Origin of the sequence: Paenibacillus sp. RRE4 (genome assembly GCF_031844205.1) — a bacterium.
Classification (GTDB): Bacteria; Bacillota; Bacilli; order Paenibacillales; family Paenibacillaceae; genus Paenibacillus; species Paenibacillus xylanexedens_B.
On sequence record NZ_JAUZUT010000001.1, the window covers coordinates 670,467 to 683,129 of the forward strand.

Genomic DNA, 12,663 nt, shown 5'->3' on the forward strand with positions numbered 1-12,663 from the left:
TAGTTAAGCATCAAGCCAAGCATCAAAAAGGAAGGAAACAGATATGAATAACAGAAGATGGGTAGTACTTTCAACGGTTATCCTGATTGTAGCCGCAATATTTATTTATCAGTATTACAAGTCGGACTCCACAAGCGAGGCAATAACAGAGAAGGTTTTGAACCAAGATGGGTATACCGTCACGCTGAGATCAGAACATATTCCTGTTGAAATTTTTGTAAAACCGGAATGGATTAATTTTAATGTCGATGAACCCATGAACAAAGATATCCAAGCAGCCGAGATCCACAACTCGACGCTGTTACTGGATGTGGTGAACAGAGGTAACGATATTTATTTTTCGTTTAGAACGATCTTTAATATGAACAATCCTTCGGGCGTATTTATATATAATGGATACTTTACTGAAGAGGGAATTCAAACTTATACGGATACAAATGTGAAATTGTACGATAAAAATGGTGAAGCAATCGCAGTAAGTCAAACAGGACTTGGTCCAGGTGCAGCATTTTCCTTTGGAATTGAGGAGGAACAACAGAAGCTTATCAAGGAAGGGTTCTATGTGAAGTATAATGATTTTAATGTTTATAATTATATGGAAAAATAGCAACTCATCATGACTGAGTTCAGCGATCAGATGTGCCTTGTCATGAGGTGGATGGAGGATGTAAGTAGCTATATATGGAGGGTGTCATGGATATTGTAACCAAGCAGTTGAAGCTGGAAGAGCTTAGTGATTTGAAATATGAAGTCCATATTGGAGATTCAGAGGCAGTGAGGTATTGCAAGACTATGATTTTAAAGTTCACGGGTGAATATGGATATGGTTCTGGGGGGAATTCAGATGCCATCTATATGTGTGCCATAGGCAAAGCGGTGTTGGAAGCCTGGGAACCAGCGGGTTTGATCCTGGATTTCAGTGAACTGACATATGAATGGGGAGATCAGTTAGAGGATGTGTTCTATATTGGTGAAGATCAGTATCGCAACATTCCTTTTCCAGTAGCACTTATTGTAGGCGAACAGTCGGAAGAAGCGATCAGAACGTTAATATTAGGGGTATATAGTGATCAGACCACCGAAGACATTGACTGGGTGCACCGTGATCTGAACAGTGCGTGGAGATTCATTGAGGAGAAATTGACGGAGTACGATCGGAATAAACGATTGTGAAATCTGCCGCAATAACCAAGGTAGAAATAAATCCAAATAAAAAAAGCCCCAACGTTGGGGCTGACTCCTAGTCCAGGTTGTATTTCTTCATAACGGAATCCCGAAAGATTTGGTAATCGGATAATTGTTGAGATGATGAGGATTCAGGTAAGCTATATTGGCTTACGCCTTCCAAGCTGAATTTTCCCCAGTTATCATTAATCAAACCGTAATCACCATAGGAGTTTCTCAGCAAAAAAAGCACACTTGGTTCATTCTTCTGCAGTTCTACATAATCATTTGCCGTGTACTTCACATTTCCATTCAAGCTAACAGGTTCGATGATTGTCAATTCAGTTTGATCTGAAGGGAAATCCTCAGGTTTCTTTAGTATTTTCGTGATCTTTATATTGGTGTTGGTGTGAAAGGACTGCATGGCTCCATCATCGAATGCAGTTATCACATGCTCACGATCCGCAAACCCGTCTGTTGCATAACCAATCACGATGAATTCAGCAAATGAATGTAGCTTTTCCGCTTCACTGAAGGTGATGGAGTTGGCTGGTAGATGGACTACGTTATAAACGCTTTGCTCCGGTTTGGATTGAACATTCATATATGAGATGATCGATACAGTGACGACGACTAGGCATACAAGGCATATTAGAACAGATCTCTTTTGAAATGAATACATAAGCTTATCCTCTCTTAGATATTACTTTTCTCCACTTCTACTATCACATATATGAGAATTCTTGTAAATTATACATAGGAGTATGAACCGATAGATGAATGGATTTTAGAGATGAGACCGAAGGAGTTTTTCTATGAAAACGATCATTTACATGGTCAGACATGCCGAGTCGCCATACAATGAAGGAACGGATAGAACAAGAGGACTTACCTTGAAGGGCTGGGAGAATGCGGCCAAAGTAACCGAGATGTTAAAGGAAGAAGGAATACATACCATCATTTCAAGTCCGTATGCCAGGGCTGTTTTAACTCTGGAGGGGCTTGCAACGGCTTTGGGGCTAGATATGCAGCTCATGGAGGATTTGCGAGAAAGGCATTTTTCAGATGAGGCTGTTGCAGATGAGGATTTTAGCACGATTACGGAAAGAATGTTTGCTGATCCAGAGTATGCATTGCCCGGAGGCGAGTCTAACAAGGTGTGCCAGCATAGAGCTGTGAGCGGTTTGAAACAGATTTTAGAAGAGTATTCTGGGAAAAAAGTAGCAATCGGCACACACGGACATGTCATGACGTTAATGATAAATGCTTTTGATCCCACGTACGGTGTGGAATTTATCAATCAGATCGAGAAACCGGATATCTATCAATTACAATTTGACGGGATGAAGTTAGAGAAAGTGACTAGACTGTGGGAAGAATAGGAGATGGTTCCGATGAAAATTGAACCTACCAAAGAGTTTGCTTGTAAGCTGGGGATCATGCTTGAGAGTAAATTAATCTGGTACAAGCACTTCCATCCGTTTTGTGATGACGTTATTCTGGAATATGAGAAGCCACCATATTGGATCATTGAATTAGCAACAGTGAAATATCAAGGTGACGCGATTGGCATCGTTAACAGATATATTCACTCCGAACCTTTCGTCGATGAATATCTGAACTCCTTACACGACCATTACATCGCTTGTTTGTATATGAAGTACGATCGAAGAGAAATATCCTGGGCCAGTTTTCTGCTCGGTTCCGGACAGTATGCCGATCATTACCAGGCAGTGAAAGTGGAGTGCGAATATTTCTATGAACTGTTAAATGAATATGAGGCTGAAGAGTTCGACATGGAGCTTGAGCACAAACAAAGTGAAGAGATTCGGGATATGTTTCGGAACGAGATCATGGAAATGCAAGAGATCTATGATGTGTTTAGGAATTATTTTAAACAATATATCAGGAAGGAAAGAGAAGCATGAAGCTTTTTCATGGAAAAGAAACCGACGATGTACCGCAGATGCCTGCGATGCCGTCTATTTGTACACCTCTGGGCACCGTGGAATTCTCGCTTTCGGTCTCAAACCAATCCTATCTTGCAACAGATTGCGCCAAGCTCAGTAGCTGTGGATGGTTGTATAAGTATTACTACGACTTGTGGGACTGCGAACTCGCGATTTGTAGAGTAGATGTAGAACTTGCTTGCGATCAGGCAGTAGAGGAATGCTGGGGAGCTGTATTCCGAATCAAACCAAAGAATGATCACCAGATTGATGAGTGCAGCTTCACAGCCTTGTGGAAAGAGGGTTATAACTGGACAAGCTGTGGATCGGATACAGGAGAAGGACTCGAAGCGATTGAGTATAAAAATCAAATCGATCGGTTACATATGGGTACACAAGACGGAACCTTGTTAATGATGAGGAGAAACCAAGGGGATCGCATTCCGAAATCCTATGGTGAAGGTATTGATGTTGAAGCACAGGGGTACATCCTGAGTTCTGGAAAAGGGATTAGTGTGCCCATGTCACAGATAGAATCGGATGAAATATGTGAAATTCATGTTGTAATCGCTTGGAAGAAGTATGTAGAAGACGATGTGTCTACCTGGTTCGCTGTGGATCAATTTTCAAAGGATATATTAAGAGGAGAAGGACTCAGTTAGGAAGAAAAATTTAATAGATAAGGGTGAATCCTATGGAACGAGGACTCATTATCTTTTTGAACGGAACGTCCAGTTCAGGCAAGACAAGCATTGCGCTGGAAATGAAAAAACAGGGGGAAATGCCGCTGCATCATCTGTCCGTAGATCAATTTTTTCAAAATTACGATCAGTTCATCGATACGACATATCCGGATATGCAGCCAACAAGAGAAGTGGAGCCGGGTGTGATGTCAGATATCCTATTTGGCCCGATTGGCTCATTGTACTTCTCAACTATTAAACTATTTTCGGAGTTGGGCCTGAATGTAATTGTGGATACGGTCATCAGTGATGACAAGTTTTTCAATGATTTTTATGATTTGCTTGCCGATTATCCGATACTGTTTGTTGGTGTTCATTGCTCCAAAGAAGAACTTACCAGAAGAGAGCAAAGCAGGGGGGATCGCGAGATCGGGCTAGCCCATTCCCAGTTCGATTACATATACGCCTACGATGAGTATGATCTGGAAGTGAACACGGAAGAATTCAGTTCAGCTGCATGTGCCGAGAAAATACTGCAATACATGCAGTCCGAACAGAAATTCTCGGCCTTTAAAAAAATAAATCGAAGAGACTGAAGGAGATGAAAGGTGATGGGTAAAGAGCTTTCGAGATCATTTGACATTGAAGTAGTGAATAGGGAATATAAGCTCGTAGGCCTGTGTGAGACGGGAAATTTTCCAGATGCATTCCCTGAGCTCGCGGTTAAGGTTCAACGTGCATTCTGGGATCGTAGAAAGGAAATTAAACATGGAAAAGATTACGAAGTATTATTTAGTCCATTCATGTGTAATGGCATTATAGCTACGTATTTTGGTTGTGTCGAGGTGACAGAGATTGCGGATGTTCCTGAAGAAATGTTGGCTTTTGTACTGCCAGAAACCACTTATGTCAAAGTACTGTGTACGAATAAAACCATTGGAGAAGGCCACGATAAGCTTCATGAATGGATCAGGCAGAATGGATATGAGCCTCAATTATACGGTTCGAGTCAGATCGAGATTTATTATATCGATGAAGAAGCGGATGAAGAACCAGTCGAAATCCTCTTTCCAGTCAGCAAAGTCAATCTTTAATATAAAATAAACGAGATGATAACAGTTTGGAAGGCATGGATTCCCTGGGGCAGGGAATCCATGCCTTCCTTTTTTGAACAAATTCATTGACGTGCCAGATATGAAAGGCTACTGCTTTTACGTTTACCAAGCGAACTGGGCTACCTATGAGCGTTTCCCCAGTGCCTGCGATGAGGTTCCATCATCAACATGTGATTAGGGTGTAATCGCACCCATCGAATATTTTATTTATATATAGAATTGTTCTATAAGTAAACCCGTTGACGATGTTCCTGTTGGAATGCTATTTTTAGATCAATTAATTCCTAGTTAACATGTAAGAATTAGTGGTTTAAAATAATCGCACACATAACGGGGGAGAAAAACATGAAAAAATGGTCTGTTCTAACACTTACAACCGCAATCGTATTGGCGCTCACAGGATGCAGTACCGGGGGAGACACCAAGACAGCATCGGGAGCTGATGGAGCGAAGGAACCAACCAAGATTATTGTGGGAACAGGCACGCAATTTCCGAATGTCGCTTTTATTGACGAAAATAACAAGCTGACGGGATATGATGTAGAACTTGTCAGAGAAATTGATAAACGGCTGGATGATTACGAGTTTGATCTGCAGACGATGGAGTTCACGAACTTATTGCTCAGCCTCGAAACGAACAAGATTGATATGGTTGCGCATCAGATGGAGAAAAACCCGGAGCGCGAACAGAAATATTTATTCAATAAAGAAGCATATTCCCACTGGAAGAACAAAATCGCGGTTCTCAAAGATGATAATACCATTCATTCCATTGATGATCTAAAAGGCAAAAAAGTGTTAACGACAGCAACCAGTGCCCAGGCCATTTTATTGGAAAACTACAACAAGCAGAATAACAATGCACTAGATATTGTGTATTCAAGCGGTGTGGCCAACGATTCCATCGCACAGCTCAAGGCTGGACGGGTTGCAGCATTTGTAGCGGCGGATTTTACGCTTCCACTTATTGATCCGAGCGGCGAGCTGAAACTGGTGGGTCCTGCACTTAGTGAATCGGACACCCTGTTTATGTTCCGCAAGGATGATCCGGACGAGCAAAAGCTCGCTGACCGCATCGATGAAGCGCTGAAGGAAATCAAGGCAGACGGTACGTTGAAGAAACTGAGTGAGCAGTGGCTTGGCTTTGACGCTACGCAATCAGAAAGCAAATAACACGTAGACGAAAGGCAGGTCGCAGCGATGGGTGCACCATTTGAATTCAGTTATGTCATTGACTACTTTGTAAAGCTCCTACCCACCATCAGTACTACGCTTCTAATTGTAGTTAGTGCAATGGTGCTTGGTCTAATCATCAGTTCCATCGCGGCACTGCCGCAGATGTACAATATTCCGGTGCTGAAACAGCTGTCTAAGCTGTATGTGTCCTTTTTTCGCGGTACACCGATCTTGATTCAGCTGTTTTTGTTCTATTACGGTGTGCCGGAAATTTTGGGTTTGTTCGGTATTAATGCCAACCGTGCACCTGCAATCTACTTTGTCATTCTGACCTACTCGCTCCATAGCGGAGCGTTTATGGTGGAGATGATTCGGGCTTCCGTCGCTTCCGTGGATCGGGGCCAGGTAGAAGCTGCTTATGCCATGGGCATGTCTGGCCCGCAAGCGTTTTTCCGAATTGTATTGCCGCAGGCTTATGTGACGGCATTGCCTATATTCGCCAACATGGTCATTGGCAGCCTGAAGGATACATCCCTTGCCTTCAGTGTCGGTGTCATGGAGATGACGGGCAAATCGTCTACACTTGCAACGATCTCTCGTCATTTTATTGAAGCGTATATCTCGCTGGCACTCATTTATTTTGTTTTGAGTTTTGTGCTAGAGCGGGTGTTCGATGTGCTTGAGCGTAGAGTGCAGAAGAGGGGGTTTGCTCCGATATGAGCTTTGATCTTTCCTTTGTATGGACCGCTTTCGTGCAGCTTCTCGGTGTCATTCCGATCACACTGGCCATCACGGTGGTCTCGGTGGTTCTCGGTTTTATCATCGGCACAGCGGTGGCACTTCTCCGCCAGTTTCGGATTCCTGTACTCAGCCAGCTAGCGACTGCCTACATTACGTTTATTCGCGGTACACCGATGATTACACATCTGCTTCTGATCTATTTCGGTTTGCCGATGATCATTGACAGTGTGTCTTCGTCACTCGGACTTGGGTTCAATTCATCGTCTATTCCACTGATCGGCTTTGCTTACCTGTCATTCTCGATTACCGCGGGTGCTTATGCGTCAGAGATAGTCAGATCCGGCTTGCTCGCGGTGGATCGCGGTCAGATCGAAGCGGCGTATTCACTGGGTATGACAGCGACGAAGGCATTACGCAGAATTGTGTTGCCGCAGGCTTTTGCAGCCAGTCTACCCAACATTTCAAACATGCTGATTGGCATGTTGCATGGATCTACACTGGCCTTTGCGGTCTCGGTGGTGGAGATTAACGCCAAGGCACAAATTGTTGCATCAACCAACTGGAAATTTTTTGAGGCGTACGTGGCGGCAGCTCTCATTTTCTGGGGGCTGACCATCATGATTGAAAGACTGACCGCAGTGGCAGAGAAGCGGTTCAGATCGTACAACCGGGGAGGCGTGTCATGATTGAACTCAAGCAAATACACAAAAGCTTCGGAGACAATAAGGTGCTGTCAGGAATTAATCTGAAGGTGGCGCGCGGAGAGGTCGTTGCGATTCTGGGGCCCAGTGGATCAGGTAAAACAACGCTTCTGCGCTGCATGAACTATTTGGAAAAACCGGATTGCGGGCATATCACACTCGGTGATTTCACCTTGGATTACGGCAAGCACGCCAAAAAGGACATCCATGCCTTACGCCAAAAATCAGCGATGGTCTTCCAGCAATATAATCTGTTCCGCCACAAAACAGCGCTGCAAAATGTAATGGAAGGACTTGTCGCTGTACGCAAAGTGGCGAAAGAGGAAGCACGGACGCGGAGTATCGCTTTGCTTGAAAAGGTAGGTCTCGGAAACAAGCTTGATTCATACCCTAGCCAGCTTTCGGGCGGACAGCAACAACGCGTCGGGATCGCCCGGGCGCTGGCGATGAACCCAGAGGTTATTTTGTTCGACGAACCAACTTCGGCGCTGGACCCGGAACTTGTAGGTGAGGTGCTGGCGGTTATTCGCCAGATTGCCGAGGAGGGCATAACGATGATCATCGTGACTCACGAAATGGGTTTTGCACAGGAAGTGGCGAATCACGTTGTATTTATGGATGGCGGGGTCATTGTGGAAGAAGGAGAGCCGAAGCAGCTGTTCCGCTATCCGAAGGAAGAGCGGACGAAGCAGTTTCTCAAGCGCATTACGCCGGATAGTGCGTACTCCATATAAGAAAACGGGATTAGAAACATGATAAAGAATATCTAAGGGGGAAGAGATATGTCCTTTACATTAGGGATTTTGGATCAGAGCATTGTATTTCCGGGCCAATCGGCCGCGGAGGCGTTGAAAAATACCGTAGAAGTGGCGAAGCTTGCAGAATCACTTGGATATGACCGGTTTTGGGTAGCGGAGCATCATGACTCGGAGGGGGTTGCCGGTTCATCGCCAGAAGTGCTCGTTTCGTATCTGCTCGCACAGACTCAAAAAATCCGGATTGGCTCCGGAGGTGTCATGCTCCAGCATTATAGCCCATATAAGGTGGCTGAAAACTTCAATGTGCTTGCGACACTGGCTCCGGGACGAGTTGAACTAGGGATTGGGCGAGCTCCAGGCGGCTTACCTCGTTCCACAAAGGCGTTGCAAAAGGGAATTGCCGAGCCGGAAACGCTGGATGACAAACTGGTGGAACTGAGAAACTTTCTGAACGCTCCGGCAGGTGAAACCCATGCACAGCCAGGACTGACAGCTCATCCGTTACCAGGGCAGCCGGCACGTATTTATATGCTGGGCACGAGTGTTTCCAGTGCGGAACTGGCAGCCAAGCAAGGGCTACCTTATGCGTTTGCGCTGTTTATCAACAGTGATCCCGAAACTGCACGCGCTGCGCTGGATACGTACCGCACGCAGTTTAACACGGAACATGGCGGAGAGCCTGAAGCCATTCTGGCCTTGTCGGTCATTGCTGCAGACACGGAAGAAGAGGCGAATGCACTGGCAGGACAGCACAAAACGGTGCGTACAACGCTGGCGAGTGGCAAAACCGTGAATGTACAGACGTTGGAGCAGGCAGCGGAATTCGCAAGGCAAGCGGGAGAAGCATATACGGCGGTTGAGCGCGAAGCGGACATTACACGTGGCACCAAGGAAACCGTACGGAAGCGACTGCTTGAGCTTTCGGAGGAATATGGCGTAAACAGCTTTGTGTTTACAACGATTATTCCTAATTTTGAACAACGGACACGTTCATTCCAATTGCTGAAAGAAGCATTTACAGGGGAACTGGTGTAGACATAGCAAATCCTATCATCCGTATTTTAGTTAAACTTATATAGATCGGAGAGCGGTAATCATGGGGAACACAACAGTGAAGACGGGAGCAATTATATCGGCATATGTACACGCTTATGAAGAGATTGAACAGGAGATTGCGGGTCTGACCGAAGAGCAGTTGAGATGGAAGTCTTCTCCATCCTCCTGGAGTGTTACGGAAGTGCTGGCACATCTGGTGGACCACAGTATCGTCGTATCCTTCCGCATCCGTGAAATATTAGCGGGATCACCGGCGACGCTGCCTGGGTTTAACCAGGATGCATGGGTTGCCGGACAAAAAGCAAATGAGGAGCAGATTTCTCAGCTGATTACGATTGCTAATGGTCTGGTTCAGTTCAACTCGGGACTATTGGAGCGGCTGAGCGACGAAGAATGGGAGAAAACAGGTGTTAACTTCAAAGGAGAGACGGTATCTCTAGCTGTGATCATTCCGGGTTTTGTCGCTCATGTGCAGAACCACCTCAACCAGATTCGCAGAATCAAGCAAGCAGCAGCTGAAAAGCAGGTGCAATAATGGCAAACACAGAGGCGCAATCAACGGACAGCCAGCATCCGAGTTCGGGTACGGGCAGCCGAGAACTGATTATCAGGGAAGCGGCTGCCAATGAAGGTCATTTGCTGGAGGCCGTCCTGTATGAAGCATACAGTCAATATGAACAGGAGCTTCCTCAGGATGCTTGGGTTGTCTATAAAGCGGGCATTGCAGAAGCGACTCGGACATCGTCAACAATTGCCAAGCTTGTCGCAGAACTGGATGGAGAAATCGTCGGCAGCGTATTTGTGTATGACTCATCCGAGACGGCATACGGCAATGCAGCGCTAGGCATCCATTCACCGATTATTCGTCTGCTGGGCGTAACTGGCAAGGCTCGCGGCAGAGGTGTGGCAACAGAGCTTATTCGGGCCAGTGTCAAACTGGCGAGGGAACGAGGTGCAGATACGTTGTACCTTCACACCTCGGACATGATGGGGTCGGCGATTCGTCTTTATGAGCGTCTGGGGTTTGAACGAGCGTTGGATAAAGAGTTTATGACAGGGGGAAACACGCTGGTCAAAAGCTATCGCTTGAAGCTGGCTGACACCCTGTTGCTTCAATAGCAACACTCGCAAGGATGACCATATTCAGAGGCTTGACGCTTGTATATACCAATGGAATCCAATTTGGAGTTCTAGTGTATAGCTATTCATCATGAAATCAACATTAGCCAGTAACAATTATTTAATGGAAGATTAGGATCAGTCGGAATTGCTGTTGTATTATAGCCCACAATAAAACTAGACGGAACGGTTGCAGAAGCCCACCCCGAAGTAAAAAATTCATTTGCAATTGTATTGCCTGAACTGAAAATATTGGTTGTACCGATATAACTTGAGTCAATTCCGATGATCTCTTTTCCTGCAGTGTTTTGGACGTTGTTTCCATAAGTTGCTATAAATTTAAAAATATTTAAGTTTGCGTTAAATAGTAATACAGGGACATTTCCCTCATTAATTGTAGTGTTGTTAATAAAATACAAACCAAAATCTGCACCGATAAATTCCTCAATTACTAGCAAATGACGCAAAGTAAAGGGAGAGACAAGTTGTGTATTATTGTTTACTACCAAGTTCCCTTGGAGTGTCCCTGAATTAACAGCTATATTGGTAATGATGATAAATCGGCAATCAGAATTGCCTGCGTCAGATACAAACGTATTATTGTCAATAATGCTTTCACCAGAAGTAGAGGAAATAATGATATAGTAGTATCCATTGGGACGTGAAGCAAGAGGTGCATAGGTAAAGTTGCAATTTGTTATTTGGAATTCCGTTACTTTAACGGAAATACCAAGTTCGCACACTGAAATCTCACAACGGTCGACATATATACCTGTTGCCGATAAATTATTTAATGAAATAACGGTCTCAATGCTCAATACCTGCGGGAAATTTTGGACGATAGACATATTTTGAAAAACAACATTCGATACTGTCACATTAAACATAGTGGTCACGGTATTCAGGGTAGTGGTCACAATAGTGAGTCCTACTCCTTGACCCTCAATCGTCACCGGTGTGTTAACATTAATAGTGGATGTAATCGTAAAGGTCTCAGCATCAAGCAATAGTCTGTCACCAGGATTAGCAGCAGCTAAAGCCGCATCAATTGTGGTATACGTCTGCGTTGAACCTACCGGGATTGTGATACCGGTTGGAGCAGGAATAGGTCTGACCAGGGGAGGAACAGGTTGAGATAGTTTGTAAAATGTGTTTCCTGTGGAGAGGTCAATATAAATGTCTCCCAAATTACCAATTGCGCATGTGGGTTCCCCAATTCCTGTTAAAACTGGAGTTCCAGGCGGGCCTGGAGGCCCAGGTATACCTGGACCTAACTCACCAGGAAAAATCTCGAAGATCCGATTTGCAGAACTATCTAAACCAGTTACAGTCACTACAATGTTATCTACCCCCTCCCCACCTGTTATGACACGAACACCAAAATGATCAAAATTAGCATATACATTGTCAAACGTGACAATAGAATCAGTGGTACTAAACGGATTTAAAGAAAATGCGTTTAAAAAATACACTTCTGCATTGCTCACGCCAAGCGTAGGAACCAAATACACTTCAACCTGAGCGGTTGCATTCAGATTAGCTTCATTTGATACGCTGATGGCTAGGCTGGTTACTTGACGCTTTCGATTTTCGATAACGCCTGTAGACAAAACTGTCATATTAATCACCTCTCATACTAATATCATATTTAAGAGGTTCATAATTGATTGGACGTAGTCACATAGTTATTTGATTGTATTATTCCTTAAATGGGAGAATCACCACATCTTGTGATTTGCAAAGGCATACATACATATTATTTTTAGTCAGGAATACGCGGCAATTCACGATTTGAATAGAAGAGACTGAAGGAGGAGCTATGAAGACGGAAGATCATATCCAGCAAATGTTGCAGTCTATCATTGAAAATACACAAGCCATCATCAACGATAATCAGAAACAATCCTTCGGCTCACTGGAATATTTCCTGGGACATATTCTAGAGTATCGCGATGAAAAGCAATACCTGACAGAAGATTGGCATATTCGTACACCGCGCTGGCTGGGAGAGTACGGTAATACACCGGAGGAGGAAGAGCTTCTTTCGGATATCTACCGTCTACAGGCTTATATTGCTGAGAAATTAAAAGGTGCATAGTGGATAGGTGTAGGTAAAATATCGATCATGATGTCGCATTAGTCCGACTGAAATGTCGCAAAAGTACATGGTAACACGATACACAGATCGTTTATACTCTCTT

General features: G+C 44.4%; 17 protein-coding genes. 15 read left to right on the forward strand and 2 right to left on the reverse strand.

Annotated elements, in window-relative coordinates; translation table 11 throughout:
- Nucleotides 1–43 precede the first annotated feature (43 nt).
- A complete protein-coding gene (locus tag Q9R46_RS03070; RefSeq protein ID WP_311278915.1) occupies nt 44–607 on the forward strand; it encodes a hypothetical protein in 564 nt (187 codons plus the stop codon).
- Nucleotides 608–693: 86 nt separating this feature from the next.
- Nucleotides 694–1,173 carry a hypothetical protein gene (locus tag Q9R46_RS03075; protein ID WP_311278916.1) on the forward strand — a complete coding sequence of 160 codons (480 nt, stop codon included), beginning with the start codon at nt 694–696 and terminating at the stop codon, nt 1,171–1,173.
- A gap of 67 nt (nt 1,174–1,240) precedes the next feature.
- Here the strand turns inward: Q9R46_RS03075 and Q9R46_RS03080 are convergent, their stop codons facing one another.
- Nucleotides 1,241–1,846, reverse strand: coding sequence for a hypothetical protein (locus Q9R46_RS03080; RefSeq protein WP_311278917.1), 606 nt, complete (start codon nt 1,844–1,846; stop codon nt 1,241–1,243).
- Nucleotides 1,847–1,979: 133 nt separating this feature from the next.
- Between Q9R46_RS03080 and Q9R46_RS03085 the strand changes: the two genes are divergently transcribed.
- The 12 genes from Q9R46_RS03085 to Q9R46_RS03140 all read left to right on the forward strand — a co-directional run bounded on the left by Q9R46_RS03085 (nt 1,980) and on the right by Q9R46_RS03140 (nt 10,462).
- Nucleotides 1,980–2,546, forward strand: coding sequence for a histidine phosphatase family protein (locus tag Q9R46_RS03085; protein WP_311278918.1), 567 nt, complete (start codon nt 1,980–1,982; stop codon nt 2,544–2,546).
- 12 nt (nt 2,547–2,558) lie between these two features.
- A complete protein-coding gene (locus tag Q9R46_RS03090) occupies nt 2,559–3,092 on the forward strand; it encodes a hypothetical protein (RefSeq protein ID WP_311278919.1) in 534 nt (177 codons plus the stop codon).
- Nucleotides 3,089–3,775, forward strand: coding sequence for a hypothetical protein (locus tag Q9R46_RS03095; RefSeq protein WP_311278920.1), 687 nt, complete (start codon nt 3,089–3,091; stop codon nt 3,773–3,775). Before Q9R46_RS03090 ends, Q9R46_RS03095 begins: the two co-directional genes overlap by 4 nt.
- Before the next feature lie 32 nt (nt 3,776–3,807).
- On the forward strand, nt 3,808–4,392 hold the full coding sequence (locus tag Q9R46_RS03100; protein WP_311278921.1) for a chloramphenicol phosphotransferase CPT family protein: 585 nt from the start codon (nt 3,808–3,810) through the stop codon (nt 4,390–4,392).
- A gap of 15 nt (nt 4,393–4,407) precedes the next feature.
- A complete protein-coding gene (locus Q9R46_RS03105) occupies nt 4,408–4,890 on the forward strand; it encodes a GyrI-like domain-containing protein (RefSeq protein WP_311278922.1) in 483 nt (160 codons plus the stop codon).
- Nucleotides 4,891–5,256: 366 nt separating this feature from the next.
- Nucleotides 5,257–6,084 carry a transporter substrate-binding domain-containing protein gene (locus Q9R46_RS03110; protein ID WP_311278923.1) on the forward strand — a complete coding sequence of 276 codons (828 nt, stop codon included), beginning with the start codon at nt 5,257–5,259 and terminating at the stop codon, nt 6,082–6,084.
- A gap of 27 nt (nt 6,085–6,111) precedes the next feature.
- Nucleotides 6,112–6,807 (forward strand): amino acid ABC transporter permease, encoded by a 696-nt coding sequence (locus tag Q9R46_RS03115; RefSeq protein WP_311278924.1) that lies wholly within the window; start codon nt 6,112–6,114, stop codon nt 6,805–6,807.
- A complete protein-coding gene (locus tag Q9R46_RS03120; RefSeq protein ID WP_311278925.1) occupies nt 6,804–7,514 on the forward strand; it encodes an amino acid ABC transporter permease in 711 nt (236 codons plus the stop codon). Before Q9R46_RS03115 ends, Q9R46_RS03120 begins: the two co-directional genes overlap by 4 nt.
- The gene (locus Q9R46_RS03125; RefSeq protein WP_311278926.1) at nt 7,511–8,263 is read left to right on the forward strand and encodes an amino acid ABC transporter ATP-binding protein; all 753 of its coding nucleotides are present in this window, start codon (nt 7,511–7,513) and stop codon (nt 8,261–8,263) included. The genes Q9R46_RS03120 and Q9R46_RS03125 overlap by 4 nt, the downstream gene beginning before the upstream one ends.
- Nucleotides 8,264–8,311: 48 nt before the next feature.
- Entirely contained in the window at nt 8,312–9,322 is a 1,011-nt protein-coding gene (locus Q9R46_RS03130; protein ID WP_311278927.1) for an LLM class flavin-dependent oxidoreductase, read from the forward strand.
- A gap of 61 nt (nt 9,323–9,383) precedes the next feature.
- Nucleotides 9,384–9,878 carry a DinB family protein gene (locus tag Q9R46_RS03135; RefSeq protein ID WP_311278928.1) on the forward strand — a complete coding sequence of 165 codons (495 nt, stop codon included), beginning with the start codon at nt 9,384–9,386 and terminating at the stop codon, nt 9,876–9,878.
- Complete coding sequence (locus tag Q9R46_RS03140) at nt 9,878–10,462, forward strand: GNAT family N-acetyltransferase (protein WP_311278929.1); 585 nt, start codon at nt 9,878–9,880, stop codon at nt 10,460–10,462. The genes Q9R46_RS03135 and Q9R46_RS03140 overlap by 1 nt, the downstream gene beginning before the upstream one ends.
- 89 nt (nt 10,463–10,551) lie before the next feature.
- Here Q9R46_RS03140 and Q9R46_RS03145 read toward each other — a convergent pair whose 3' ends face one another.
- Entirely contained in the window at nt 10,552–12,081 is a 1,530-nt protein-coding gene (locus tag Q9R46_RS03145) for a collagen-like protein (RefSeq protein WP_311278930.1), read from the reverse strand.
- Between the two features lie 200 nt (nt 12,082–12,281).
- Here Q9R46_RS03145 and Q9R46_RS03150 point away from each other — a divergent pair, with 200 nt between their 5' ends.
- Entirely contained in the window at nt 12,282–12,560 is a 279-nt protein-coding gene (locus tag Q9R46_RS03150) for a hypothetical protein (protein WP_248061021.1), read from the forward strand.
- Nucleotides 12,561–12,663: the final 103 nt, after the last annotated feature.

Coding starts and splice junctions, on each gene's coding strand:
- Q9R46_RS03070 (WP_311278915.1), top strand. CDS start 44: ATGAATAACAGAAGATGGGTAGTACTTTCAACGGTTATCCTGATTGTA.
- Q9R46_RS03075 (WP_311278916.1), top strand. CDS start 694: ATGGATATTGTAACCAAGCAGTTGAAGCTGGAAGAGCTTAGTGATTTG.
- Q9R46_RS03080 (WP_311278917.1), bottom strand. CDS start 1,846: ATGTATTCATTTCAAAAGAGATCTGTTCTAATATGCCTTGTATGCCTA.
- Q9R46_RS03085 (WP_311278918.1), top strand. CDS start 1,980: ATGAAAACGATCATTTACATGGTCAGACATGCCGAGTCGCCATACAAT.
- Q9R46_RS03090 (WP_311278919.1), top strand. CDS start 2,559: ATGAAAATTGAACCTACCAAAGAGTTTGCTTGTAAGCTGGGGATCATG.
- Q9R46_RS03095 (WP_311278920.1), top strand. CDS start 3,089: ATGAAGCTTTTTCATGGAAAAGAAACCGACGATGTACCGCAGATGCCT.
- Q9R46_RS03100 (WP_311278921.1), top strand. CDS start 3,808: ATGGAACGAGGACTCATTATCTTTTTGAACGGAACGTCCAGTTCAGGC.
- Q9R46_RS03105 (WP_311278922.1), top strand. CDS start 4,408: ATGGGTAAAGAGCTTTCGAGATCATTTGACATTGAAGTAGTGAATAGG.
- Q9R46_RS03110 (WP_311278923.1), top strand. CDS start 5,257: ATGAAAAAATGGTCTGTTCTAACACTTACAACCGCAATCGTATTGGCG.
- Q9R46_RS03115 (WP_311278924.1), top strand. CDS start 6,112: ATGGGTGCACCATTTGAATTCAGTTATGTCATTGACTACTTTGTAAAG.
- Q9R46_RS03120 (WP_311278925.1), top strand. CDS start 6,804: ATGAGCTTTGATCTTTCCTTTGTATGGACCGCTTTCGTGCAGCTTCTC.
- Q9R46_RS03125 (WP_311278926.1), top strand. CDS start 7,511: ATGATTGAACTCAAGCAAATACACAAAAGCTTCGGAGACAATAAGGTG.
- Q9R46_RS03130 (WP_311278927.1), top strand. CDS start 8,312: ATGTCCTTTACATTAGGGATTTTGGATCAGAGCATTGTATTTCCGGGC.
- Q9R46_RS03135 (WP_311278928.1), top strand. CDS start 9,384: ATGGGGAACACAACAGTGAAGACGGGAGCAATTATATCGGCATATGTA.
- Q9R46_RS03140 (WP_311278929.1), top strand. CDS start 9,878: ATGGCAAACACAGAGGCGCAATCAACGGACAGCCAGCATCCGAGTTCG.
- Q9R46_RS03145 (WP_311278930.1), bottom strand. CDS start 12,081: ATGACAGTTTTGTCTACAGGCGTTATCGAAAATCGAAAGCGTCAAGTA.
- Q9R46_RS03150 (WP_248061021.1), top strand. CDS start 12,282: ATGAAGACGGAAGATCATATCCAGCAAATGTTGCAGTCTATCATTGAA.